Here is a 23,360-nt window from a genome sequence, read left to right on the forward strand (position 1 = left end):
GGGGACCGGGGTGCGCGTAGCACCGGTGGCATCGCTTGCTACGCGGAAAGCCGGTTCTTGGTTCAAACCCCCGGAATGAAAACCGGACCGGCATGTTTCCCGGACCTCAGGCCGTGCGCAGTTCGCCGGCGCGTGTGCTCATGCGCAGGAAAAGCAGGGAGACGAGGGTGATGCCCATGGTCGCCGTGATCGCTGTTCCGGCGAGCATCAGCACCTGGTCCCAGGGCGTGTTCACGATGACGGGGACCTTCTCCGCGCTGACCAGGACGCTGTGTGCCTGGGAGTAGGCCTGGTCCTCGCAAGCGCCGATGCCGTCTCCCGGCAGCGGTGAGCAGCGCCAGGTCTGCATGTCCACGGTGTCGCTCGCGTCGGGGACCGCGAAGCGGGGCAGCAGAACGCCTGCCAGTACTGCGAGGCTCACGGCTGGGGCGACGGGAGCCAGTGTCTGCCAGCCGATCGCGCGGGCCAGGATGTGTCGGGGCGTTCCGGTGGCGATCAGGGAGGCGAGTGCGCGCCGTTGGGCGAGGACCGTGTCGGCCAGCGCCACGAGGAGTCCGGCGGCAGCGATGACCAGAGCCACCAGGGCGGCGTATCCGACGAGTTCGTAGGCCCGTTCGTACAGGCCCGTGCCGGCGGGTTCGTACGGCTCGCCGACCAGTGCGGCGAAGCGGCGGGTGTTCTCCTGCTGTGCGGAGACGGATGCCACCGTCAGGGCGGCGAGGCCGGCTGCGGCCGAGCCGATGACCAGCGCGACGAGCATGGCGGAGAAGGTACGGCTGCCCGACCAGGGATCGGCCGTCATGCGGCGGCCTGCGAGAAGTCCGGCGGGCTTGCGTGCGTACCGTTGAAGGGTCCGGCCGATGGTGTACGTGATCCAGCCCGTGCCCGTGACGACGCCGATGCCGACGGCGAGCACGCCGATGACGACCAGCCCCCCGGTCACGAGCAACGGTAGGTCGTCGGCCCGCGGGTTGCGGGTGAAGTACGCGTGCACGGGCTCGACCAGTGCGCAGGCGCCGAGCCCCGTCGCGATGAGCACGCCGGGCGTGACGCGCGGCTTGCTGCGCCGGGTCCTGCGGACGACACCCAGTGGGGTGAGAGCGGCCCTGCGCAGGGTGAGTACGGTCAGCGCGGCGACGACCAGGGGGACCCCCGAAGCGATGCCGGCCATGGCGGCCGCATGGGGCAGCACGTCCGTGGGCAGGGGGCGACGGCCCTGCGCGTCGGGGGCGTCGAGCAGGGCGCGGCCGAGGAGGAACACCGCGAATCCCGCCGCCGCCCCGGGGACGGACGCGAGTCCCGTCTCCACGGCCACGATGCGGACGATCTGGCGTGGTGTCGCGCCGGCCATCCGGATCGCGGCCAGCCGGTGCTCGCGCGCGGGCGCGCCGAGCCGACTGCACTGCGCGACCAGGGCGAGGGCCGGTACGGTCAGCAGTACCATCGCGAGGGCGACCCCCGGACGCAGCCCGCTCTCGTTGAGCAGGTCGTTGGTGTAGCGCACCGCCAGGGCGGGAGGTACCGCGATCACTGCGGCGGCGCAGAGCAGCGTTACCGTGCCGAGGGCCGAACTGAGGGCGGTCAAGGCGATGCGCACGTGATCCGAGCGGCTTCCCGCCACCGACAGGCGCAGTGTGGTCAGCAGGTTCACCGACCGTTCTCCGCCCGGGCTCCGGAGTGCCCCCAGGCCGATCCGGTCAAGGCGTCGTCGTCGCTTTCCAGCATGCCGTCGCGCAGGCGGATCTCGCGATCGGCGTAGGCGGCGACCGTGGCGTCGTGGGTGACCAGCATGACGCTGGTGCCCTGCGTGCGGGCCGCGCGGACCATGTGGCCCATGACCATCTCTCCGGCGAGGGTGTCCAGCGCACCGGTGGGTTCGTCGGCGAAGAGCACCTTCGGCCCCGTCACCAGGGCGCGGGCGAGCGCCACGCGCTGCTGCTGGCCGCCGGACATCTCCCCGGGCAACTGCTTGGCCAGCTCGGCGACACCGAGACGATCGAGCCAGTCCGCGGCCTGGGCCGTCGCCTGCCGCCGACCGGTTCCGCCCAGCATCAGGGGCAGTGCGACGTTCTCCACCGCGGGAAGTTCTGCCACGAGCTGGCCGAACTGGAACAGCACCCCGAAGTCGGTGCGGCGCAGCAGCGAGCGCCTGGCTTCGCCCAGGTCGTCGATGCGGGCGCCGCGATAGAGGACCTCCCCGCCGTCCGGGCGCAGGATCCCGGCCATGAGGTGCAGCAATGTCGACTTGCCGCAGCCGCTGGGGCCGGTGACGGCGACGATCTCGCCTTGCCGCAGTGCGAGTGACACGCCGCGCAGGGCCGGGCTCGGGCCGTACGACTTCGTCACGGCACGTGTTTCGATGATCATCGGTGCACCTCCAGGCGCAGGTCGGCGACGCGGTCCGTTGCGGTCTGCATCCACCGCAGGTCGGCGTCGAGATGGGCGATCGCCAGGTCGGCGGCGAGTACATCGGCGACGGCCGCGCCCGGGGTGGTTTTCAGCGCTGTCAGTTCACGCATGCGCGCCAGGTGGGCGGCCCGTTGCCCCGACAGGTGTCTGCGGGCACCGGCCTCGTCGGCGACGAGCAGGGCGACCACCGTCTTGGCGAGGAGGACGCTCGACAGGTGTGGAGCGGGAGGTTCGGGCGTACCCAGCCAGTCGAGGAGCAGCTGGCGGCCGTCGTCGGTGACTTCGTACGCCGTGCGGTCCGGCCCGCCGGCCCGGTCGTGGCCCGCCGCACAGGCCAGACCGTCGCGGACGAGTCGATTGAGCGTGGCGTACACCTGCCCGAAGGCCAGCGGCCGTGCGCTGGGCAGGCGGGTGTCGTGCGCTCGCTTCAGCTCGTACCCGTGCAGCGGGTGCGGCGCGAGCAGGCCGAGAAGGATGTGTGAGTTGGACACGTCCCTCACTATTCATCAAGCGAATAGACGAGTCAAGCAGAGACAACTCCGCGCTGAGACAAGGGAGAAGGCGTTATTCCGAATTGACTGTGGGTCAGGAGGAGTGCACCGGCGGCCAGTACGGCAGCGTCCCCCGCTGGGGAATTGACGGCACGTCAGGCAGGCTGGGAGTGCCGGCAGAGCCCAGCGCCCCGCATCCCTTTCGCAACACGGTCCAGTTCGCCACGGCCTCCCGCCAACCGGAGGTGCCACGGCTCCGCAGCGACGCCCCTCGGGGGGCGGTGTCCCTCGTACCACCTGTGGAGCGCGGGCGGCCGAGGTCCGTTCATCGGCGCGGCCACCCAGAAGAGTTCGCGCCGCACCGGGGGATGGCGTCGGGATCCGGGCCGGGCTCGGTGGCGGGATCGACCTGCCGGCGGGGCGGGGCCCGGCATCTCCAATACGGGCACAGGCAGACGATGGTTCACCTCGACCGCGGTGCGGGTCGGCGTGACACGCCGAACCCGTGCAGGCTTCCCGTACGAGCCGGTGCGCGTCGGCGGCGGTGAGGTCGCCGGGGCGGGAGGGGATGCGGTACACCATGGGCGCCACGACCCGGTCGATGACCGTCTCGACGTCCGGGCTTCTTCGCCGCACTCCCCCGGGCCCCGAACGGAGCGGCTCGGCTGCCGCGCCCTGCCGGGCCGGTCCTGAGGGGGTCAGTCCCGGTCAGTCACCAGTTCGCGAGCGGCCCGCACGGCCCGCTCGGGGTCGGGAGCCGGCACTCCCTCCAGTTCGTAGGGCCGCACCGCGTCGAGCAGCGGCAGAAGGGCCAACAGCTCGTCCCGCTCGGCACGGCACGACGGGCACCGGTCCAGGTGCTCGGCCACACACTCGCGCTGCGGTCCGTCGAGACCGCCGAGCATCTGAGTGGCAAAGGCGGTACGGGCGTGTTCGCATTCCAAAGGACTCTCCGAAATTTCGATCCAGCCGCCGTCCTGGCCGGTACGTCGGTTGTCCACTGTGACGCGACGCCGGAGTCCGTCCCACCCTACGGGCTGCCGTGCGGCAACGGAATCGTTCCGGTACGCCGCCTCGACTCGATCGGCGGTGACCTTCGTGGGCGGGAGCGCGGGTGGCGTTCCCAGAGCCTCGGCGAGGGCGGGCGACGGGGCTACCCCGGGGGCGTTCCCGCGCGCAGGCGCCCGGTCAGCGCGTGCAGGGCAGGGATGAGGGCGTCGTACTGATCCGGTGGGTAACGCAGGGCCTGCTGGGCCGATTCCACGACGCGGCGTGCGCGATCGCGCACGGCGCTGCCCGCCTCCGTGCTGGACACCTGCACCTGGCGTCCGTCGCTGACACTGCGGTGTCTGTCGACCAATTCTGCGCCCTCCAGTCGCTTCAGAAGGGGGGACAGCGTGCCGGAGTCCAGGCCGAGTTCCTCGCCCAGATCCTTGACGGTGACCCGCCCGCGCGACCAGAGCACCTGCATCACCAGGAACTGGGGATAGGTGAGTCCGAGCTCGGCCAGGAACGGGCGGTAGTGCCCGACCCACGCCCGTGCCGCCACGTACAGGGCGAAGGAGAGATCGTCCCGGAGCGATACGCCGCACTCGTCGGTCAACGCCGGCGACCGGGGCTGCGTCATGGGTGTTCCTCTCATTGCCGACAGCCTGCACGGTCGCAGGCCTCAGCGTTCCTACGGCACAGAGCAGCCGTCGGTTCAGTACCCCGCTTCCCGGCCAAGCCCACACCCGGTACACGGCCCAGGGCCCCGGCCAGTACGTCCGCACTCCGAGCCGATCCGGTTCAGCGCTACCGCGGCACGGGGGTATCCGTGCCGGTGTGCGTGACGGCGGCGGGACGCCGGTGCGAACCCGTGAACCTGCCTGTGCCGGGGTGCCGTCCACCGTGTGAGGCCTGGTGAACCTGTTCCGCGATACCGCCGTTGTCACGAATGGGCCGCTCCTGCACGGCCATCCGTTGCCTCCCGAAGAAGAAGGAATTTTCATGACGGCAGTCTTCGTTCACGGCGTACCCGAGACCGGTGATCTGTGGGACCGACTGCGGGCCCGCCTGGGCACCGCCTCGGTCGCCCTGCGGCTTCCCGGATTCGGTGCGCCCCTCCCCGACGGATTCGGCTCTTCCATGGACGAGTACGTGGAGTGGATGGAGGGGGAACTGCACGAGCTCGATGGCCCGATCGACCTCGTGGGACACGATTGGGGAGGCCTCCTGGTGGCACGGATCGCCACCAGGTCCCGTGTCACTCTGCGCAGTTGGTCCGTGGATGTCGCCGGTATCCTTCACCCTGCCTACGTATGGCATGACATCGCACAGCTCTGGCAGACACCGGTATCGGGGGAGGCGTGGGCGACCGCCACTCTGGAGGACACCGAGCCCGCGAGTCCCCTCAGCGCCTCCGGCCAACTGCGAGCCGCAGGCGCTCCCGAGGACGACGCCCGGGCAATGGGCGAGAGCTTCGACGCGACCATGGCCTCGTCCGTTCTCGCGCTGTACCGCTCCGCGACCCCCAATCCGTTCGCACGCTGGGGGACGGAGCTGATGTCACCGACCAGCACTCCCGGCCTGGTCCTCCACCCGACGCTCGACCCGTTCGACGGTCCTGCCTCACAGGTGGTGGCCGCCACTCTTGGCGCGCACTTCGAGCCCCTCGAAGGCCTGGGCCACTGGTGGATGCTCCAGGACCCCGCCACCGCAGCCGGCGTCCTGGAGAAGTTCTGGGCAGATCTGGGCGCGTGACCGCCGGGGCGCCGGCGTCCTGGGCCCCGCGCGGCGCCCGTTGCCGGCCGTCGGCCACCGCTGCCGAACGGAAAGCGGCCCGAGCAGGGCAGGTCCGAGGAACTGCCCTCCGGCTCATCCCAGTTCTCCGTAGCGGCCGTGCATCGGGAGGCACGCCGGCGAGCAGTATTCTCGGCCGTGCACGGCGCAGTGGCAGCTGCGCCCCACCGGCACGGTCCCGCCCGGGGTCCACGACCCCGCGTCGCTGGGGTCATCCGGTCCCGGCCCCGTCCAGGTGCCGCAGCAGCGCGCTCTTGCCGATGCCCGGCTCACCACGCAGAACCGGAGGACCGCCCCGGCCCTCCCGTGCCGCTCGGAGCAGGGCGTCGAGCCTGCGCATCTCGTCCTGACGGCCGATCAGCACATCCGTGTTGGCCCCAGGTGTGATCGACGACCTGTGCGGTAGCACGCCGCAGGGGAATCGGGGAAGACCCCCGGTCGCCCATGGATCACCGCAGGAAGTCGTATAGGTGAAGGCTACCGACGCGAGCGGCGGGCGCCCACCGCGAGTGTCGAGCCATGACCCGCACCTCACCACCACCGGCTGCTCGGGAACGTCGCCCTGCCCGGATCCGGGCAGGGCTCGATCTATCGGACCCGGGTCAGGCGTGGACGAAACCCCTGGTCGCCGACATCAACGGGTGCGCAGATCCCGATGCAGGCAACCGATCGTCCGGTTCACGCAGTACCGGACGAAGGTCAAGAAAGGCATCTCCATGCACGTCCGTGTGTTAGGCCCCGTAGAACTGATCACCGACAGCGGGGATCCCCTCCGGGTCGCGACCGGCAAGCGGCGCGTGATCCTTTCCCTCCTGGCACTGGAGGCGAATCGCGTCGTACCGCTGGACCGGCTGGTGGATCTGCTCTGGGAGGGAGGTCCTCCCAAGCATGCACGCACCATCGTGCACGGGCACATCTCCGCGCTGCGGCAGTTGTTCAGCCCCGACATGTCCATCGAGACACGCCCGCCCGGATACGTACTCGCCGTCGAGGCCGACAGGGTTGACGCGCACCGGTTCTCACAGCTGCTCCAGACCGCCGCGGAGCAGGATGAGGACGCCGAGGCCATCGGTCTCCTGCGTGAGGCCCTCGCGCTGTGGCGCGGACAAGCGCTGCCCGACCTGGCGGGAACGAGCGCCTGGCATGACCTCACCACCCCCTGGGAGGAAGCGCGTCTGGACGCCTGGGAGTCGCTGGCCGAACGCCTGCACCGTATCGGGAGGCCGTCGGAGGCCGTGGCGGGCCTTCGGGAAGCACTCGGCCTGCATCCGTTGCGTGAGGGCCTGGCAGCGCAGCTGATGGCCTGTCTGCACGCGGCGGGTCGCCAGGTCGACGCCCTGGAGGTGTACGAAGCCGTACGAAGGCGTCTCGCGGAGGAACTCGGGCTTGATCCCGGAGCAAAACTGCGGCAGACACACGCCGCCGTGCTCCGGTCGAGTACCGCGAGTCCGGGGCAGCGTGACTCGGGAGCGAACCAGGACCCGGGCCGGCGGTCGGGGCACGACACGGGCTGCTGCTGCAGTACCGCCCACCGGATGGGCCAGCGGCGAAATTGTCCTCCCGCCGCTTGACCACGACCCGAAAGACTGCCCGCCGCAAGCGGGAGTGATCCCGGAACGCAACCAACAGCATCCCGTTAGTGCGTCATTAGCCAATGCGGCGAGAGTATCTGCGAGAGAAGTGCTCGTGTCCGCACCGAGCGGCCGGACATTCTCTCCCCTCCCCCGCACCAAGGAGAAGAAACGAGCATGGATCGAACAGTCGCCGTCGTTTCCGGTGGGATGGATTCGGTCGTTCTCGCCCACCATCTTCATGCAGAGGGACATCGGTTGTCCCTGCTGTCCATCGACTACGGCCAGCGCCATCGCAAGGAGCACGAGTTCGCCCGGCGAACGGCCCGACGACTCAACACACCACACGAGGTGACCGATCTGCGTTCGATCGGGACACTGCTTCCCGGCAACGCGCTGACCGACAGCGAGGTCGGGGTGCCGGACCACGGCGGCGAAGTATCCGGCGTGGTCAACGTGGTGCCGAACAGGAATGTCATCCTTCTTTCCGTCGCCTTCGCGAAGGCGGCAGCGGAGAGGGCTGACAACGTTGCTATCGGCACCGTGGCCGGCGATGCAGACACCGGACCGGACTGCTCGGCGGAATTCCTCGCCGCCTTCAATGCGATGGAACGCGTGGCGTGTGCGGGCTTCGCCCCCGAAAACCTCGCCGTCATCGCCCCTTTCATCCGCATGCCCAAGCACGAGGTCATCCTCCTCGGCGAAGCACTCGGCGTCCCGTGGCAGGAGACCTGGAGCTGCTTCCGCGGGGGTGATGAGCAATGCGGGGTCTGCGCGACCTGCTACGACCGCCGGACCTCATTTGAGAAGGCCAACGTTCAAGACCCCACCGTCTACGCAAGGGACTGATGTTCGTGTTCCGCATCACCAAGGAATTTGCCTTCTCAGCAAGTCACCGCCTGGATCACCTGGCCCAGGACCACCAGTGCGCGCGCCTGCACGGCCACAACTACATCGTTCAACTGGAGCTGTCGGCCGACGTGAACGAACTGACGACAGCCGGATTCGTGCGCGACTACGGCGACCTCTCCGACTTCAAGAAGTGGATCGATGCAGAACTCGACCACCGGCATCTGAACGACGTGATCCCCGACTGCAACCCGTCCGCCGAGAACATGGCGATGTGGATCTACACGGTGTGGTCCGAGCGATTTCGGGAGATCTCAGCGGTCCGCATATCGGAAACCCCCAAGACATGGGCGGAGTACAGGCCCTGAGCCCGCTTCGATCGACTGACGGAGCGGGAGTGTCATGACATCGACCATCGTGGTGAACGAGGTTTTCGGTCCCACCGTGCAGGGAGAGGGCCCCTCGTCGGGCCAGCGCTGTGCCTTCGTCCGTCTCGGGGGATGCAATCTGTCGTGCCGGTGGTGCGACACCCCCTACACCTGGGACTGGAAGGGGGTCAGCGACGAGGGCCGGGCCTACGACCCGCGCAAGGAACTGACCCGGCGCACGACGGACGAGGTGCTGGAGAGCCTGCTCGCCATGGATGTCGCCCTCGTCGTCATCAGCGGCGGCGAGCCTCTGCAGCAGCAGAAGCGACTCATCCCGCTCGTGCGGTCCCTGCGTGACCACGGCATATCGGTGGAGATCGAGACCAACGGAACCATCGTGCCGACGGATGAACTCGTTGGACTCGGCGTTCGTTTCAACGTGTCCCCGAAACTCGCGCACTCCGGGGAACCCGAGAGTCGTCGCATCAAGCCGAACGCCCTGAAGACGCTGCAGAAGACCCCCGGGGTCGCGTTCAAATTCGTGTGCAGGTCGCACCATGACCTGACCGAAGTCGCCGCCCTGCAGGAACGCTTGGGGCTAACGCCTGTCTGGATCATGCCTGAAGGAAAGAACCAGCCGGATGTCACACGACATCTCGGCAACATCGCGGGCGAGGTGGTTCAGCGCGGATGGAACCTCTCCACCCGTCTGCACGTGCTCGCCTGGGGCGACCGACGAGGAGTATGAGATGGCAAGCACCCTTGAACCCCTTCGTTCGACCGATGCTCCGAACGGGTCCGAGATCTACCCTGATTCTCTGGAAACGATTGCCAGGCAGCTACTCGTGGCCATTGGAGAGGACCCGGACCGCGAAGGACTGGTCGACACCCCCCGCCGCTACGCACAGTGGTGGCGGGAGTTCATCGACTATGAAGCCGGCAAGGTCGAGACACTGTTCGACAGCGTCAGCGAGGACCAGCTGGTGTTCGTGTCCGACATGCGCGTCTGGTCGCTGTGCGAACACCACCTCCTACCTTTCAACTGCACCTTGAATATCGCCTACCGCAGCGCCAAGAACCTTCTCGGCCTGTCCAAATTCGGCCGCATCGCCCACAAGCACGCCCACAAGTTGCAGGTCCAGGAGCGGCTCGTGGCTGATATCGCCAAGGAGATCGAGGACATCACCGGGTCCCCGGACGTCGCGGTGATCGGCAGGGGGGAACACCTCTGCATGACCATGCGTGGCATCCGGACGGGCGCGCTGATGACCTCCGCCGTGTTCGGCGGCGTATTCCAGAAGGACGGCCCGGAACGCAGCCACCTGCAGACCCTGGCACACGCCTCCGGAAACGCGCCGCGCTGGTAGCCGACCGACGAACACTCAGCAGGAATAACTCCATTACTTCTGTCCCTCAGAAGGGGTGACATCAAATGACTTCGACAAATGCCGGCATCAACGATCTGATGCGGTTCTACCTTCCGCGCAGCGACGGAGAGCCGAATCTCTTCGAGATATGGGAGCGCGGTGAAGCGCGCGGCGACTCGGTCACACCCTCCACGTACTCCTCCGCCTATCGCGAATGGATGCAGGACAAGCTCGTCGACGCGCTCAAAGACCACGGGGCGTCGAGGCTGTTGAGCCTGGGCAGCGGCAACGCCGCTGTGGAGAGCGACATCGCTCAAGGCGGCTATCGCGTGCTCGCCGTCGATGCAATGCCCGAAGCAGTCGCGATGGCCAAGGCGAAGGGCGTCGACGCGCTGCAGGGCGACGTGACCACCTGGGCCCCCGAAGGGGACTGGCCGGTCATCTACATGGACGGCCTCCTCGGCCACCTCTACACCGCCGAGCACGGCCTGTCCCCCATGCTGACGCGGATCCGCACCTGGCTGAGTGGGAACGCGACCGGCAGGGGGACCCTGATCGCTTCCAACGACAGCACCCAGGACGGCAGTGCAGCCCAGTGCGCCCCCGGCGTCGACGGGTTCCACTGGCTGTCCGCCCGGTATATCCGCGACGAAGCCCTCGCCGCCGGGTTCGCCGAGGTCACCACCGAGACCTTCCTCTACGAACGCCCCCTGTCGGGCGAGCGTGCGCGTGCCGTCATCACCGCGACCATCGGGCACTGAGCCCGTCGCCCACGACAAGGAAAGGAGCCTCCATGCCGATCAGCTCGTCGTTCGAGCGACGTCTCGGCTCGGTGGTGACGCGGGCCGCGGAGCACTTCGGTACTCCGTTCCACCTGTATGACGTGCAGGGCATCAAGGACACCTGCGACGAGTTCGACCAGGCCTTCGCGGGCACCCCCTACCGCGAATACTTCGCGGTCAAGGCCCTTCCGAACCCGGCAGCTCTGAAGATCCTCGCCGATCGCGGTTTCGGGTTCGACTGCAGCTCCCTGCCCGAACTCACCCTCGCCCGTCAGGCTGGTGCGAGCGGTCACGACATCTGCTTCACATCGAACAACACCAGCTCCGCGGAGCTCGAAGCCGCCGTCGGCAGCGGCGCACTCGTCAACGTGGACGACGAGGCCGTGCTCGACAAGCTCGCCGCCCTGCCCGACGTTCCCCGCACCCTGTGCTTCCGGGTCCATCCGGGCAAGGACCGGCAGGGGATTCTGGACTCCCGTCTCGGGGACGCCGAGTCGGCCAAGTTCGGTATCCCCGCCGACCGGCTGGCTCACGTGTGCGCGCGGGCACAGCGGCTGGGGGTCGAGTCCTTCGGCCTGCACATGATGCTGGGCTCGGGATATCTGACACTGGAACCGTTCCTGCTGACGCTCGACCTCCTCCTGGATCAGGCCGTACGGCTGCGCGCCGAGCTCGGCATCGAGGTCGGCTTCGTCAACCTCGGTGGCGGGCTGGGTATTCCGTACCGCCCTGACGAGCGGCCGTTCGCCCTCGCCGAGCTCGCCGGCAGGATCCGCGGCCGCCTCGAGGAATGGGAGAAGCGTCATGGCGTGACCCGGCCTCGCGTGTGCTTCGAGAGCGGGCGCTTCGTCACCGGGCCGCACGGCGTCCTGGTGACCCGGGTACTGAACAGGATGAGCAAGTTCCGGGAGTTCGTCGGGGTCGACGCCAGCATGAGTGCCCTGATGCGTCCGGCCCTCTATGAGTCGGCCTACCACCACATCACCGTTCACGACTCCGCCGGCCGGCCCTGCGAGGTGGTCGACGTCGTCGGCTCGCTCTGCGAGAACAACGACAAGTTCGCCCGGCAGCGTGCTCTGCCCGCCGTGTCCGAGGGCGACCTCCTGCTCATCCACGACACCGGGGCTCATGCCCATTCGATGGGGTTCACCTACAACGGCCGGCTGCGGCCCCAGGAACTGCTGCTGCACCCGGACGGCAGCGTCGAGCGGATCCGGAGGGCGGAGAGCCAGCAGGACTACTTCGCCACACTGGACTGCACACCGGCCAGGCTCGCGGCGCCCGGTGTCACATGAGCGGCGCCCGGTCGTGGAGCAGGGACGAAGCGCTGGCTCTGGCCGGGGCATCCGGGCACAGGCCCCTGGACCTGTCGCTCGGGATTCCCTGCGACCCTCCGCCGCGGGTCCCGGGTGCGGCGCATACGTCCCGCCAGCCCCGCGCCCGGGTGACCGCCGCATATCCGCCGAGTGCCGGTACCCCGCAGTTGCGCGACGCGATCACCGGGTATCTGCTCCGCAGGTACGCAGTCGCCGTTCCGCCGGAGGCGGTTGCAGCCTGTGTGGGATCCAAGGAGTTCATCTCCACGCTCCCGCTGTTCCTCCGGGACCTGACACAGCAACACGCCAGGGGCGCCGGGCGTGACACCGTGCTGATCCCGGCCCTGGGCTATCCGTCGTACGCGTTCGGCGCCCGGCTGGCAGGGCTGCGGGTCCACCGCGTCCCCGTCGACGAGACGTTCCGTATCCGCCTGGACCGCATCGCGCCGCATGTGGTGAGCCGCGCACTGTGCCTGTGGGTCAACAGTCCCGCGAACCCCACAGGGGTCGTCGAGGACCTGGACCGGGTCGCTGCGTGGGGGCGTGCACACGGCGTGCTCGTGGTGTCCGACGAGGCGTACGCCGAGACCACCTGGTGCCACGAACCGCGGACCGTGCTGCGCGGCGGCCTGGACGGTGTGCTCACCGTCCACAGCCTGTCCAAGCGGTCGAACGCACCCGGACTCCGAGTCGGCTTCTACGCCGGCGACCCTACGCTGGTCGCCGGACTCGTACACCGCCGCAGGCAGGGGGGCCTCATGGCCGCGGCGGCCTCCCAGCAGTTCGCCGCGAGCCTGCTCGCCGACGACCGGCATGCCGCGGAGCAGCGCTCCCGCAACGCGCGCCGGGTCTCGGACCTGGTCGACCGGCTCAACGCCCTGGGACTGCCGTGTGCTTCTCCCGCAGGAGGGTTGTTCGCGTGGGTGGCCGCGCCCGAGGGCGGGGGACGTGCATTTGCCCACCATGCAGCCGCGCACGCCGGTGTGGTCGTGACACCGGGCAGCGAGTTCGGGCCTCGCGGCGACGGATACGTCCGCATCGCGGCCGTTCACGACCTGTCGGCGATCGCCTCCCGGCTGGCGCTGCTGCGCCCTGCCGCGGCCCGGCGGCGCAGTGCTGATCCGTCCGACACGGCATCTCAGGAGTCTCAGTGACGAGGTCTGGCCGCTTGTGTGACGGGCGGCCCCGGAGAAGCCGCTGAAGGCAAGTCCTCATCAGCCGCATCCGGCCCTCCCGGGCCGCCTCACAACCTACGGAGGCCTCATGCCCCAGCATCACGGCCGGACGGCCGACGCAACCCCCTTCTCCGTCTCTCGCAGCAGTCCCGTCCCGGAAGCGATCGATGAGCTGTGGGAGCGGCGCGCCGACCTCTCACCCACGGACGACGCAGCCCGCCGTACCGTCACCGAGGCCATCGACCTGCTCGACAGCGGTGCCGCACGGGTGGCCGCCGTGGACCAGGCCAGCGACGAGGTCGTGGTGGACGAGCGGGCTCGACGCGCGATCCTGCTGGCTTTCAGGGTGCTGAGCATGCGGACGTCGGAGGCCGGGCCCTTCCGGTACCAGGATCGCCTTCCGCTGAAACGGCGCTTCGACCGGGTGCGGGTGGCGCCGGGCGCGATCGCACGCTGGGGCAGCCATCTTGCGCCCGGAGTGGTGCTGATGCCGTCCTACGTCAACGTCGGAGCCCACGTCGGAGCCGGAACACTGGTCGACACCTGGGCGACGGTGGGCTCCTGCGCACAGATCGGCAGCAACGTGCATCTGTCCGGAGGCGTCGGCATCGGTGGCGTTCTCGAGCCGCCGGGTGCCGTCCCCGTCGTCGTGGAGGACGAGACATTCGTGGGATCCCGCTCGGTGATCGTCGAGGGAGCCCGTGTACGGCGGGGGGCAAAGCTGGGCGCCGGCGTGCTGCTGACGAGCAGCACGCCCGTGTTCGATGCGGACACCGGAGAGGAACTGCCGCGCGGACAGGCGCCGGCCTGGTCGGTGTGTGTGAGCTCGACCCGCCTGCGGATGTTTCCCGGCGGTGAGTTCGGAGTTCCCTGCCTGCTCGTGATCAAGCGTCTGGGCGAAGGGGAGGAACACGACAAGCTCCTGTTGGAAAGCCTGTTCCGCGAGCACGGCACCGCCCTCTGAGGCCATGACGGCGGCGCCCCGGTCTCCAGCGTTGACCACGGCTCAGGGCCGTCGTCCAACGGTGTGGAGGCAGCCATCCGTTCGGCGGGCGAACGCGCGGACCGGCTCGGTCTGACCATGACAGCGGCCCTCCCTGCCGTCACCCCTTCCACGACACCGTAAGGAATCACATGTCCGACGTCTTTCCCGTCCTCGATCTCAGGGATGCGGACCGCGGTCCCGAGGCCCGCGCGGCGTTCCTCGACAGTTTGCGCTCGGCCATCCACGAGATCGGCTTCTTCCAACTCGTCGGCCACGAAGTGGAAGGAGCCGATCGGATGCTGCAGCTGGCGCGCGACTTCTTCGCCCTGCCCCAGTCCGAGCTGGAGCAGCTGAGCATCCTCAATTCCCCCCATTTCCGCGGCTACTCGGAAGTGGGCCGCGAGCTCACCCAGGGCAGGCCGGACCAGCGAGCGCAGCTGGACATCGGCCCCGAACAGGAGAAGCAGGTACCCCGCGGCCCGGACGATCCCGGCTACCTCTGGCTGGCAGGCCCGAACCAGTGGCCGCAGGGCATGCCCGAGCTCCGGTCGGCGACCATCGACTGGATCTCGGCGCTCACCCGAGTGTCACAGCGCCTGCTCCGACTGATCCTCGCCTCGCTCGAGGCACCGGCGGACTTCCTGGACCACGTCGTCTCGCCCGACCCGCACGTGCACTTCAAGCTCCTGCACTACCCCGGCCGCGACGGCGACGGCGGGACCTCCGACCAGGGAATCGGGGTGCACAAGGACTACGGACTGCTCACGCTACTGCTCCAGGACGAGCACGGCGGACTCCAGGTGTCCGTCGACGAGGGCGATTTCGTCGACGTCCCGGTGATCCCCGGCGCCTTCGTCGTGAACCTGGGCGAGCTCTTGGAGGTCGCCACCCGCGGCTACCTGCGAGCCACCACGCACCGGGTCGTCAGCCCCGCATCCGGTGTGAACCGCTACTCGGCGCCCTTCTTCTTCAACCCGCGTCTCGAAGCGACGATGCAGCCGCTGCCCACCCGGTTCGTCCGCGAAGCGGCCGGCGTGGTGCACGACCCCGCCAACCCACTGACATCGAGCTACGGCAGCAACACCATGCGTGGCATGCTGCGCGCCTTCCCAGAGGTCATCGCCCGGCACCACCCCGAGCTCCTCCAGCAGCAGACCTGACGGGGCTACCAGGGGAGACCTCCCATGCACTCAACAGCGCCGAAACCCGCCCTGTTCGAACCGCCGCTGCCACCCGGGGCCGAGGACGGCCGACGTGCCCGGAGAGCCGTACGACTCGCTCCTGCCGGACCACCCCTTCCGGGAACACCGCAGCGCCGCATGACCACAAGCGCCTCAGCACATCTCCCGATGTCCCCAACCCCTTGAACCCTCCACACTCGCCGAGCCGAACAGAGAGCCCACGCCCATGACAACCGACCGTCCCGCAGTACTGCTGGTCGACCCGAGCCGCACCACCGCCGGCTACAAGACCGCCGCCCGCGCCGCCGGATACCTCGTCGTCTCCCTCTACACGTGCACCTACACCACGACGAGGGACAGCCACGCCGACGGCGACGACGTGACGCTGTACGGCGAAGTCAACGACACCGGAGCCCCCGAGACCGCCGAGGAGGCCGAGCAGGCCGCGCTGACAGCCGTCCGCGAGCTGCGCCGCGCCGGTCTCCGCATCCGCGCCGTCATTCCGGCGCTGGAGGTCAGCACCCACATCGCCGACCGGATCGCAGCCCTGCTGGGCCTGCCCGGCAACGACCACACTCTGGCCTGGGCGCGACGCAACAAGGCCGCCATGCGGGAACGTGCCCACCGAGCCGGGCTGCGCATACCCGAATTCCGCCGCGTGCGCTCCGTGTCGGACATCGCCGCCGCCGCACACGAGATCGGGTTCCCGGCGATCCTCAAGCCCACTCTCGGCTCCGCCGCCAAGGGCGTGACCCTCCTCCGCGATGCCGAGGCCCTGTGCGATCTGAACCACCTGGAGACCCACGACGCCTTCGACAGGCCCATCCGGGAGTGGCTGGTCGAGGAGTACGTCCGGGGCCCGGAGATCCAGGCGAACTTCTACAGCTTCGGCGGCGAGCACCGCCTGGTGGACATGTGGCAATACCGCCAGCCCGACGACCGCGACTACGACTTCCCCATCTGGGACAGCGTCCGCATCGACGAGAGCCACCCACGCTGGCACGAGGTCGAGCGGTACGTGCGCCAGGCCCTGGACGCGTACGGCATCGAGCACGGGCCCAGCCACACCGAAGTCAAGTGCGCCGAGGACGGCGTGCACCTGATGGAGATCGCCTCGCGCCTCCCGGGCGGCCCGGTGGTCGGCATGTGGGAGAAGCACACCGACATGAACCCCTTCGCCGACGGCCTGAGCTGCTTCCTGGGAGAGCGGCCCGCGACGTTCGACGCCCCGGTCGCCTTCCACGGCAGCTACGGGGCCCTGGCCATCCGCAATGACGATGAGCCCGGAACGCTGTCCGCCATCCACGGACTCGACGCCGTGGACGCCCTGGACGGCATTGATGAGGTGCTCATCGGCTACCAGCCGGGCGACCTGGTCCCGGTCACCAGCAGCGGCATGAACATCCCGCTGGGGTTCTACGTGTCGGGCAGCGACGGTGACGCGGTGCTCCGCACCCTCGCGACGATCCGTGCGGAAGTGTCGTTGGAGATCGCCCGCAGGCCCGCCGACCGCACCGAGGCGCAACGGTCGTGAGCATCGGGCCGGACCGCAGAACAGCCGCGGCTGCCCGGTCCGGCCTCAGGTCGGCTTCCGGTCACCGCCCTGCTCACCGAGCCGCACGCGGGCACCGGCCTCGTACCGCCGCACGGTGTGGACCTGCGGCCCACCATCCTGGACACGACCGATGTCGAGACGCCCACGAAGCGGTCTCCGACCTTGCCGCCGAGTTGCGCTGAAGGTGGAGAGCCTGCTCGCCGCGCCCAGAGACGAAGGCCCCAGAGAGGAAACCGTGCACCACACCGACATTCCAGGGGGCGGTCCCGCCCGCTGCCCGGACCACATCGCCGGGATGCGGACAGACATCCGGCCCACTTCCACCCGTTGCTCCGCAGGGGAGCGGTGACCGCGTGAGCACGACCAAGACTCCCACCGGCCGTCCTGCACCGGGGCTGCTCGGCACGTACCGGATGCTTCTGACTGCTCCCGGCGGCGGGCGCCTGGCGGCCGCGAGCGTGGCGTCGAAACTGCAGTACAACATGCTCGCCGTCAGCGCACTGCTCCTGCTCGCGCCCCGCTACTCCTACGCCGCCGCCGGCCTGGCCGTCAGCATCATGGTGGTGGCGAACGCGGCGAGCAGCCCATTGCGCGGCCGGCTCGCCGACCGCCACCGGGTACCCGTGGTGGTCACCCTCTTCCTGATCGGCTATCTCACCGCCACGGCCGGCCTGATGGCGTCCGCGGCGCACCGGCTCCCCCTGTGGGTGGTGATGGCCTCGGTGGCTCTGCTCGGTCTGTGCTTTCCGCCGGTGAGCATCCTGATCCGCGGCTACTGGGTCGCTGCGGCGGGCGAACGGGCGCGCGCCTCGGTGAACTCCCTGGAATCCGCGCTCATCGACGTCACCCTCATGGCCGGGCCCGTCCTGGCGACCTGGCTGTCCACCAGCGCCTCGCCTGTCGCACCGTTCGTTGTGTCCAGTGTGTTGATGGCCGTAGCGGTCGTTCTGATGTGCACCGTGCGCGAGATCCCTCGCACGCCGGCTCCGACGGCGAGGGATTGGCGGGGGCCACTGCGGTCCAGACCGCTGCTGCGGGTACTGGCCGCCCTGTTCCTGTTCGGCGGCGCGCTGTCCGCGGTCGAAGTGGTGCTGCCGCTCTACGCCCAGCAGAACGATGCCGTCGGCTACAGCGGCTGGTTCCTCGCCGCCCTCTCGCTGGGCAGCATCGTGGGAGCCCTCATCCTCGGCACGCACTCCACCCCGCACCATTTCACGCCTCCCGCCCTGGTGGGCGTGTTCGCCGCGGGCACTCTGCTGCTCGCCTTCGCGATGACGGTCGGCCCGGTCCTGGTGCTGATCGTCTGTCCGCTCACCGGTGTGACGATCGGCTCAGCCTTCGCACGCCTGTACACGGTCGTCGGCACGACGGGGCCGGCCGGCAACGAGCACGAGACCCAGGGCTGGGCCACCAGTTGCACGACGGTCGGCTTCGCCCTCGGCGCGGCGGGCGGAGCCGTCATCGCGGACGCGCTGGGAGCGGCTGCGTTCGTGGTGGTGACCCCGGTGGCCGCCCTCGGTGCCGCGCTGCTCCTGCTCGGCGCCGCACGCTCCACCCCCACCCCCGCCCCGCCCACGCCGTCCGAGTCGCCTGCGACACGCCTGCCCGGACGCGGCGAAGGCGAGGAACTCACGTAACCACGCGGCTCCGTGCCGAGCTCTTGAAGCGCTGACCCCCAAGGCGCGTCAAGCGACGCAGAGATTCACCACGTCGCCCGATACCGGGGACCCGTCCTCTGTTCATCCGCCGGAGCGTGGCCGAAGTAGTTTGTTGAGTTCAAACAACGGCACAGCCGGCGGACCACCTGGGAACGGCTACGGGACCTCGTCCGAACGAGGCGCCGCCCGACACGCGGACGCCGGAGCCCCCAGCAAACCGAGACGTCCCCACGGCCCGAATCTCGGGTAGGCGGCCGCCCTGGCATGTCGACCACGGACGAATCTAACTACTCGTCAGTAGAGTCAGCAAAGGGTCAGCATTCGTCTGACCAGACCTGACCGTAGCCTGCTTCACAGGAGACTCGACCTCAAGATCGAGAAGCACTTCCAGAGGCCTCGTCGACGTCCGACGGACCTCCGGGAGGGACGGCGTGGCCGCTGCACCAGGTCCCACCTTCAGGACATACGCGCAGTTCAGCGCACCCTTCCCCTAGCCTTCAGGCGAGTTGGGGGGAGTTCCGGAGCAGGGATCGGGGGGCCGTCGTAGCCCTTCACTTCGCCGTAGCGGGAGCCTTCCATCCAGTCCTTGCGGGCTTGTACGATCTCCTCGTTGCTCCGGCCGATCGAGTTCCAGAACAAAGCGCGGCATAGCAGCGTCTTCACAGGTCAAGTGGGTCTCGGATCGCTGACGGTCAGCAAACCGTCAGCATCGGCATCCGAGGGGTCCCAGGCCCATGGCAGCCAAGGCACTCGCCCGGGGAATGGGCACTTTTTACAAGGACTGCGAGCCCCCCGCATCCCGCTGGGCGACGTGTCCGCACTTCTACAAGGTCCGTTACAGGGGCCCGGGCGGCGAGCAGGTCGCGGAGTCGGGCTTCCTGACGCAAGACGAGGCCATCGATCGACTGACCAGTGTCTGCAAAGCAAAGAAGGCCGCCCGGCGAACCAGGACCACCCCCTCCTGGGCGTCAAGCCGCCTCAGTACGACCCCGAGCAAGCCGTCCTCCCGTCCGCTGCGCAGCTCCAGGCCCTGCGCGGTGCCGGGGACGACGTGTTCCGACTCATAGTGGAATTCATGAGCGGCTGCGGCCTACCGATGAACGTCCGGGCGCAGGCGGGGGGAGTGGAGCGCGGCCGGACCATACCGACCGTCTGAGGCCTACCTCCCCCGGTGGCGCTGCGGGCACCTGGCGGCCTGCCGCAGGGCACGGCCGCTGGAGCGCCTGGCCGTCTGCGGCGACCTGCGGCATTCCTCCTCGCCGACACCATCAAGCAAGTGAGCCGCGTCGCCGGATGCAGCGCGGGAGGTCCCGCTGTCTTCCGAGCCGCGACAGTCGGACGGTCTGGCCGGATCATGCGCCGCCGAGGCGGTGCGCGGCCTCAGATGCCCGGGGCGTGAGAGATGTTGCCGTAATAGGCGTCCGGTCCGTGCTTACGGGTGAAGTGCCGCTCCAGCAGATGCGTCGGTGGTTCGGGGGCGTCCCCGAGGCGGGACCCCAGCGCCAGCGTGTGCAGCGCCATCTCCGCCACGGCCTCGCAGACGATGGCGTTCTCCAGCGCTGCCTTCGCAGTGGTGCCCCAGGTGAAGGGGCCGTGTCGTGAGACGAGCGCTCCGGGGACCTCCTCGGCCCGACGGGGGTCGCCGTCGAGCCGGGCAATGATCACCTGTCCGGTGTTGTACTCGTAGTCCTGCGCGCACTGCTCGGCGGTGAGGTCCGCTGTCACGGGGACCGGCCCGTTGAAGGTGTCGGCGTGTGTCGTGCCGAGCACGGGGATCGGGCGGCGCGCCTGGGCGAAGGCGACGGCGTGCGTCGAGTGTGTGTGGGTGACGCCGCCGATGGAGGGGAAGGCCCGGTAGAGGCACCGATGGGTTTCGGTGTCGGTGGACGGCCTGAGGTGTCCCTCGACGACCCGCCCGTCCTCCAGCGCCACCACCACCAGGTCCTCCTCGGTGAGGTCGGCATAGGAGACCCCGGACGGCTTGATGACGAAGACGCCGGCGTCTCGGTCCACTCCGCTGACGTTTCCCCAGGTGAGGGTGGCCAGACCGGCCTCCGGGATGCGCAGGTTGGCCGCGAGGACCTCGCGACGGAGGTCCTTGAGGATGGTCTCGCTCACTACGCTCTCACCGTCTCTCCGACATGTGCGGCGGCTTCTTGGGACCGGCGTCCGGCAGGCCCCGCAGTCGCGCATAAGTGGGCTGGACTGACCGGGGGCCGCAGCAGGCATCACGGCCGGCCTACCTCCGCCGCCCGATCAAATTGTGAGCGCTAACAAGCAGCAATCTCAAGAGGTGCGAGAAGATTCCTGCCCACAACATGCGATCAACGCTGCATAATGTGAACGCCAACATCTATACCTGGTCGACAATCTTCCGGTCGGTCCGAGATGTGTGCGGGGCGCGGCTGGTTCGGTACTTTGAGGGAAGGCCGCTCGATGAGGAAAGGAAGAGAGTTGACCCAGCTCCCAGACGTCTCGCGAGCGCCCACGATGACGGACGTCGCGCGGGTCGCCGGCGTGTCCCATCAGACCGTTTCACGGGTGCTCAGCGACCACCCGAACGTCAGCGCCAAGACCCGGGCCGCGGTGACACAGGTCATCGAGCAGCTCGGGTACCGCCGTAACTCGGCAGCCCGGGCTCTGGCCACTCGCCGGACCCACACGCTGGGCGTCATCGCAGTGAACACCACTCTGCACGGGCCCGCCAGCACCGTGGCGGGAGTTCACGAGGCGGCTCGGAACCGCGGCTATCTGACGTCCGCCGTCACGCTGCGGACCGCCACGCAGACAGCCCTCGCCGAAGCCATGCAGCACCTCGCCGGGTGGGGCGTGGAGGGGATCGTCGCCGTCACTCCCCAACGAGACGCGGTGAGGGCCCTGGCGGCATTGGAAGCACCGTGCCCGGTGGTCACCGTGGAAGGCGGCCACACCCTGGACCTGCCAGGGGTGTCGCTGGACCAGAACCTCGGCGCTCGCATGATCACGGAACATCTTCTCGCGTCGGGCCACGCCACCGTGTGGCATGTCGCAGGCCCTCCCGACTGGCTCGAGAGCGAGGCCCGCACGCAGGGGTGGGAGGACGCCCTACGAGAGGCCGGCGCCGAGGTGCCACCCCTGCTGCGCGGCGACTGGAGTCCGTTGTCCGGATACCAGGCCGGCCAGCAGCTCGCGGGTCGGGTCCGGGCGTCACGAGGGCAGGGAGCGGGCCTCACCGCAGTGTTCGTCGCCAACGACCAGATGGCCCTCGGTGTGCTACGGGCCTTGCGGGAAGCGGGCCTGCGCACGCCGGAGGACGTGGCGGTCGCCGGCTTCGACGACATCCCGGAGGCGGAGTTCTTCCCACCCCCGCTGACGACGATCCGTCAGGACTTCGCCTCGATCGGCCGCGCCAGCATCGGGCTGCTCCTGGACCACATCGAAGGCCGGACCGACGAGTCGACGCACCTGGTGGTGGCGCCCGAGCTCATCGTGCGCGCCAGTACGGCCCGCAGGAGCTCTCCCCCCAGGGAATGACCCCCACCGCCCAGGGATTGCCTCTCCCCGGGGGAGCCGGGCGGCCCGGGCCGACGTGCGGCCGGCACACTGGAACCACCGACGGCGTCGCCCGGGCCGGGTCCGCGCAACGCGGCGCATGCGCCCCGGGAATGGCGAAGCGGTCGGCGGAGGAGATCTTCGCGGCTCCGGGTGAGCAGATGACGGCCGCACCGACCCGCGAAACGGCCGGCGCCGCCCCTCTCAGACAGTGACCGTGGTGAAACTGTGGATCGTGGTGGACCGGTACAGCTCACCCGGGCGCAGGAGGACCGTCGGGTACTCGGGGCGGTTCGGGGAGTCGGGGAAGTGCTGGGTTTCCAGCGCGACCCCCGCGTAGGCACGGTACGAGCTACCTCCCTTGCCCGTGATGTCACCGGTCAGGCCTTGGGCGGTGTAGACCTGAATGCCCGGTTCCGTGGTGCGCACGTCCATGCGACGGCCGGATGCGGGGGCGTACAACACGGCGGCCTTGCGAGGACGGGCTCGCCGGGCGCCGTCGAGGACCCAGTTGTGGTCGAAGCCACTGCCGCCGAGGGCCAGTTGCTCATCCGTACGGGTCAGGATGTCAGAGAGCCGCCGGTGCCTGCGAAGGTCGAACGGGGTGCCGCTGACCGAGCGGTGAGGGCCGTCGGGGATCAGCTCGGCGTCGACGGGCGTGTAGAGGCGAGCCTCTATCTGGAGGTGGTGGGACAGGACGTTGCCGCGCCCCTCTCCTTCGAGGTTCCCGTGGGCGTGGTTGGTGAGGTTGACGATCGTCGGCGCGTCGGCGACCGCCTGGTACGCCAGGGTCAGGTTGTCATCCTGGTCCAGCGTGTAGGTGACGCGGACGTTCAGGGCACCGGGGAATCCCTGGTCGCCGTGGGGGCTGTGCAGGAACAGGCGGACACCGGTGCGGTGCGCGGAGTGGAAGGGTTCGCACCGCCACACGCACTGGTCGAACCCGTCGGGACCGCCGTGCAGCGTGTGCCCGTTCTCCTGGGTGGCGAGCCGGTAGGTGACGCCGTCGAGGACGAGACGGCCACGCGCAATGCGGTTGGCGTAACGGCCCACCGTCGCGCCGAAGTAGCGTGCTGAGCCCTCGAAGGCGGCGGGGTCGCGGGCGGCGAGCACCACATCGGCAGTGTGGCCCCAGCGATCCGGCAGGATCAGGGAACGGAGGCGGGCGCCGCGCGTGTGGACCTCCGCGCGCGCCCGGCCGGGGAAGCCGAACCGCCACCTCTCCTCCGTTCCTTCATCGGCCATGCGCAGGGGACGGCCCGTCCGCGGACAGGCGGCAGTCTGCCTGGGCTCAGAGGCCTGTTCGACAGGTTCGTATGCGTATTCCATGGCGGTGTTCCC

The 23,360-nt window shown here is 69.2% G+C and carries 22 protein-coding genes and 1 pseudogene; 14 read left to right on the forward strand and 9 right to left on the reverse strand.

The annotated features are described in order from the left end of the window. Window positions 1-106: 106 nt before the first annotated feature. The 5 genes from OHA91_RS05220 to OHA91_RS05245 all read right to left on the reverse strand — a co-directional run bounded on the left by OHA91_RS05220 (window position 107) and on the right by OHA91_RS05245 (window position 4,527). Window positions 107-1,651: an FtsX-like permease family protein gene (locus OHA91_RS05220; RefSeq protein ID WP_051892762.1), complete on the reverse strand. Its 1,545-nt coding sequence runs from the start codon at window positions 1,649-1,651 to the stop codon at window positions 107-109. Then, the gene (locus OHA91_RS05225; RefSeq protein WP_051892760.1) at window positions 1,648-2,367 is read right to left on the reverse strand and encodes an ABC transporter ATP-binding protein; all 720 of its coding nucleotides are present in this window, start codon (window positions 2,365-2,367) and stop codon (window positions 1,648-1,650) included. The genes OHA91_RS05220 and OHA91_RS05225 overlap by 4 nt, the downstream gene beginning before the upstream one ends. Beyond that, on the reverse strand, window positions 2,364-2,900 hold the full coding sequence (locus OHA91_RS05230; RefSeq protein ID WP_031147400.1) for a PadR family transcriptional regulator: 537 nt from the start codon (window positions 2,898-2,900) through the stop codon (window positions 2,364-2,366). The genes OHA91_RS05225 and OHA91_RS05230 overlap by 4 nt, the downstream gene beginning before the upstream one ends. Window positions 2,901-3,598: 698 nt before the next feature. Beyond that, a complete protein-coding gene (locus tag OHA91_RS05240; RefSeq protein WP_158714726.1) occupies window positions 3,599-3,901 on the reverse strand; it encodes a zf-HC2 domain-containing protein in 303 nt (100 codons plus the stop codon). Window positions 3,902-4,053: 152 nt separating this feature from the next. Next, on the reverse strand, window positions 4,054-4,527 hold the full coding sequence (locus OHA91_RS05245; RefSeq protein WP_051892758.1) for a MarR family winged helix-turn-helix transcriptional regulator: 474 nt from the start codon (window positions 4,525-4,527) through the stop codon (window positions 4,054-4,056). Window positions 4,528-4,889: 362 nt separating this feature from the next. Between OHA91_RS05245 and OHA91_RS05250 the strand changes: the two genes are divergently transcribed. Then, entirely contained in the window at window positions 4,890-5,642 is a 753-nt protein-coding gene (locus OHA91_RS05250) for an alpha/beta fold hydrolase (RefSeq protein WP_328738715.1), read from the forward strand. A 250-nt stretch (window positions 5,643-5,892) separates the two neighbouring features. On the opposite strand, the gene OHA91_RS05255 is transcribed toward OHA91_RS05250, so the two are convergent. Then, window positions 5,893-6,045, reverse strand: coding sequence for an ATP-binding protein (locus tag OHA91_RS05255; protein WP_266494733.1), 153 nt, complete (start codon window positions 6,043-6,045; stop codon window positions 5,893-5,895). Window positions 6,046-6,289: 244 nt separating this feature from the next. Here OHA91_RS05255 and OHA91_RS05260 point away from each other — a divergent pair, with 244 nt between their 5' ends. From OHA91_RS05260 to OHA91_RS05315, 12 genes are all read left to right on the forward strand, one after another. Further along, complete coding sequence (locus tag OHA91_RS05260) at window positions 6,290-7,252, forward strand: AfsR/SARP family transcriptional regulator (protein ID WP_328738717.1); 963 nt, start codon at window positions 6,290-6,292, stop codon at window positions 7,250-7,252. 177 nt (window positions 7,253-7,429) lie between these two features. Next, window positions 7,430-8,101: a 7-cyano-7-deazaguanine synthase gene (locus tag OHA91_RS05265; RefSeq protein ID WP_031147392.1), complete on the forward strand. Its 672-nt coding sequence runs from the start codon at window positions 7,430-7,432 to the stop codon at window positions 8,099-8,101. Next, window positions 8,101-8,469 (forward strand): 6-carboxytetrahydropterin synthase QueD, encoded by a 369-nt coding sequence (queD, locus tag OHA91_RS05270; RefSeq protein WP_031147390.1) that lies wholly within the window; start codon window positions 8,101-8,103, stop codon window positions 8,467-8,469. Before OHA91_RS05265 ends, queD begins: the two co-directional genes overlap by 1 nt. Before the next feature lie 34 nt (window positions 8,470-8,503). Further along, a complete protein-coding gene (locus OHA91_RS05275; protein WP_266494723.1) occupies window positions 8,504-9,217 on the forward strand; it encodes a 7-carboxy-7-deazaguanine synthase QueE in 714 nt (237 codons plus the stop codon). A gap of 1 nt (window position 9,218) precedes the next feature. Continuing rightward, the gene (gene folE, locus OHA91_RS05280; protein ID WP_031147385.1) at window positions 9,219-9,836 is read left to right on the forward strand and encodes a GTP cyclohydrolase I; all 618 of its coding nucleotides are present in this window, start codon (window positions 9,219-9,221) and stop codon (window positions 9,834-9,836) included. Window positions 9,837-9,901: 65 nt separating this feature from the next. After that, window positions 9,902-10,597 (forward strand): class I SAM-dependent methyltransferase, encoded by a 696-nt coding sequence (locus OHA91_RS05285; RefSeq protein WP_328738718.1) that lies wholly within the window; start codon window positions 9,902-9,904, stop codon window positions 10,595-10,597. Between the two features lie 32 nt (window positions 10,598-10,629). Next, a complete protein-coding gene (gene lysA, locus OHA91_RS05290) occupies window positions 10,630-11,913 on the forward strand; it encodes a diaminopimelate decarboxylase (RefSeq protein ID WP_266494717.1) in 1,284 nt (427 codons plus the stop codon). Continuing rightward, window positions 11,910-13,088, forward strand: coding sequence for a pyridoxal phosphate-dependent aminotransferase (locus OHA91_RS05295; protein ID WP_328738719.1), 1,179 nt, complete (start codon window positions 11,910-11,912; stop codon window positions 13,086-13,088). The genes lysA and OHA91_RS05295 overlap by 4 nt, the downstream gene beginning before the upstream one ends. A 109-nt stretch (window positions 13,089-13,197) precedes the next feature. Then, window positions 13,198-14,073, forward strand: a complete 876-nt coding sequence (locus tag OHA91_RS05300) for a 2,3,4,5-tetrahydropyridine-2,6-dicarboxylate N-succinyltransferase (RefSeq protein WP_051892752.1) — start codon at window positions 13,198-13,200, stop codon at window positions 14,071-14,073. A gap of 170 nt (window positions 14,074-14,243) precedes the next feature. Next, the gene (locus OHA91_RS05305; protein ID WP_266494710.1) at window positions 14,244-15,254 is read left to right on the forward strand and encodes an isopenicillin N synthase family dioxygenase; all 1,011 of its coding nucleotides are present in this window, start codon (window positions 14,244-14,246) and stop codon (window positions 15,252-15,254) included. A 247-nt stretch (window positions 15,255-15,501) separates the two neighbouring features. Next, complete coding sequence (locus tag OHA91_RS05310) at window positions 15,502-16,809, forward strand: ATP-grasp domain-containing protein (protein WP_051892750.1); 1,308 nt, start codon at window positions 15,502-15,504, stop codon at window positions 16,807-16,809. Window positions 16,810-17,183: 374 nt separating this feature from the next. Next, a complete protein-coding gene (locus OHA91_RS05315) occupies window positions 17,184-18,467 on the forward strand; it encodes an MFS transporter (RefSeq protein WP_328738720.1) in 1,284 nt (427 codons plus the stop codon). A 495-nt stretch (window positions 18,468-18,962) separates the two neighbouring features. Here the strand turns inward: OHA91_RS05315 and OHA91_RS05320 are convergent. Both OHA91_RS05320 and araD read right to left on the reverse strand, forming a co-directional pair. Continuing rightward, a pseudogene (locus OHA91_RS05320) lies at window positions 18,963-19,127 on the reverse strand (pirin); the annotation flags it as partial. Between the two features lie 741 nt (window positions 19,128-19,868). Next, the gene (gene araD, locus OHA91_RS05325; RefSeq protein WP_266494693.1) at window positions 19,869-20,606 is read right to left on the reverse strand and encodes an L-ribulose-5-phosphate 4-epimerase AraD; all 738 of its coding nucleotides are present in this window, start codon (window positions 20,604-20,606) and stop codon (window positions 19,869-19,871) included. Between the two features lie 318 nt (window positions 20,607-20,924). Here araD and OHA91_RS05330 point away from each other — a divergent pair, with 318 nt between their 5' ends. Then, the gene (locus OHA91_RS05330) at window positions 20,925-22,001 is read left to right on the forward strand and encodes a LacI family DNA-binding transcriptional regulator (protein WP_381700244.1); all 1,077 of its coding nucleotides are present in this window, start codon (window positions 20,925-20,927) and stop codon (window positions 21,999-22,001) included. Window positions 22,002-22,223: 222 nt separating this feature from the next. Here OHA91_RS05330 and OHA91_RS05335 read toward each other — a convergent pair whose 3' ends face one another. Next, window positions 22,224-23,264, reverse strand: coding sequence for an aldose epimerase family protein (locus OHA91_RS05335; RefSeq protein ID WP_328738722.1), 1,041 nt, complete (start codon window positions 23,262-23,264; stop codon window positions 22,224-22,226). Window positions 23,265-23,360 lie beyond the last annotated feature (96 nt).

This window comes from Streptomyces erythrochromogenes (genome assembly GCF_036170895.1).
Classification (GTDB): domain Bacteria; phylum Actinomycetota; class Actinomycetes; order Streptomycetales; family Streptomycetaceae; genus Streptomyces; species Streptomyces erythrochromogenes.

What these genes read in the sequence shown, in the direction of transcription:
- OHA91_RS05225 (WP_051892760.1), bottom strand. Translation starts at nt 2,367, where the DNA reads ATGATCATCGAAACACGTGCCGTGACGAAGTCGTACGGCCCGAGCCCG.
- OHA91_RS05245 (WP_051892758.1), bottom strand. Translation starts at nt 4,527, where the DNA reads ATGACGCAGCCCCGGTCGCCGGCGTTGACCGACGAGTGCGGCGTATCG.
- OHA91_RS05250 (WP_328738715.1), top strand. Translation starts at nt 4,890, where the DNA reads ATGACGGCAGTCTTCGTTCACGGCGTACCCGAGACCGGTGATCTGTGG.
- OHA91_RS05265 (WP_031147392.1), top strand. Translation starts at nt 7,430, where the DNA reads ATGGATCGAACAGTCGCCGTCGTTTCCGGTGGGATGGATTCGGTCGTT.
- queD (WP_031147390.1), top strand. Translation starts at nt 8,101, where the DNA reads ATGTTCGTGTTCCGCATCACCAAGGAATTTGCCTTCTCAGCAAGTCAC.
- OHA91_RS05275 (WP_266494723.1), top strand. Translation starts at nt 8,504, where the DNA reads ATGACATCGACCATCGTGGTGAACGAGGTTTTCGGTCCCACCGTGCAG.
- folE (WP_031147385.1), top strand. Translation starts at nt 9,219, where the DNA reads ATGGCAAGCACCCTTGAACCCCTTCGTTCGACCGATGCTCCGAACGGG.
- OHA91_RS05285 (WP_328738718.1), top strand. Translation starts at nt 9,902, where the DNA reads ATGACTTCGACAAATGCCGGCATCAACGATCTGATGCGGTTCTACCTT.
- lysA (WP_266494717.1), top strand. Translation starts at nt 10,630, where the DNA reads ATGCCGATCAGCTCGTCGTTCGAGCGACGTCTCGGCTCGGTGGTGACG.
- OHA91_RS05295 (WP_328738719.1), top strand. Translation starts at nt 11,910, where the DNA reads ATGAGCGGCGCCCGGTCGTGGAGCAGGGACGAAGCGCTGGCTCTGGCC.
- OHA91_RS05300 (WP_051892752.1), top strand. Translation starts at nt 13,198, where the DNA reads ATGCCCCAGCATCACGGCCGGACGGCCGACGCAACCCCCTTCTCCGTC.
- OHA91_RS05305 (WP_266494710.1), top strand. Translation starts at nt 14,244, where the DNA reads ATGTCCGACGTCTTTCCCGTCCTCGATCTCAGGGATGCGGACCGCGGT.
- OHA91_RS05310 (WP_051892750.1), top strand. Translation starts at nt 15,502, where the DNA reads ATGACAACCGACCGTCCCGCAGTACTGCTGGTCGACCCGAGCCGCACC.
- OHA91_RS05330 (WP_381700244.1), top strand. Translation starts at nt 20,925, where the DNA reads ATGAGGAAAGGAAGAGAGTTGACCCAGCTCCCAGACGTCTCGCGAGCG.
- OHA91_RS05335 (WP_328738722.1), bottom strand. Translation starts at nt 23,264, where the DNA reads ATGGCCGATGAAGGAACGGAGGAGAGGTGGCGGTTCGGCTTCCCCGGC.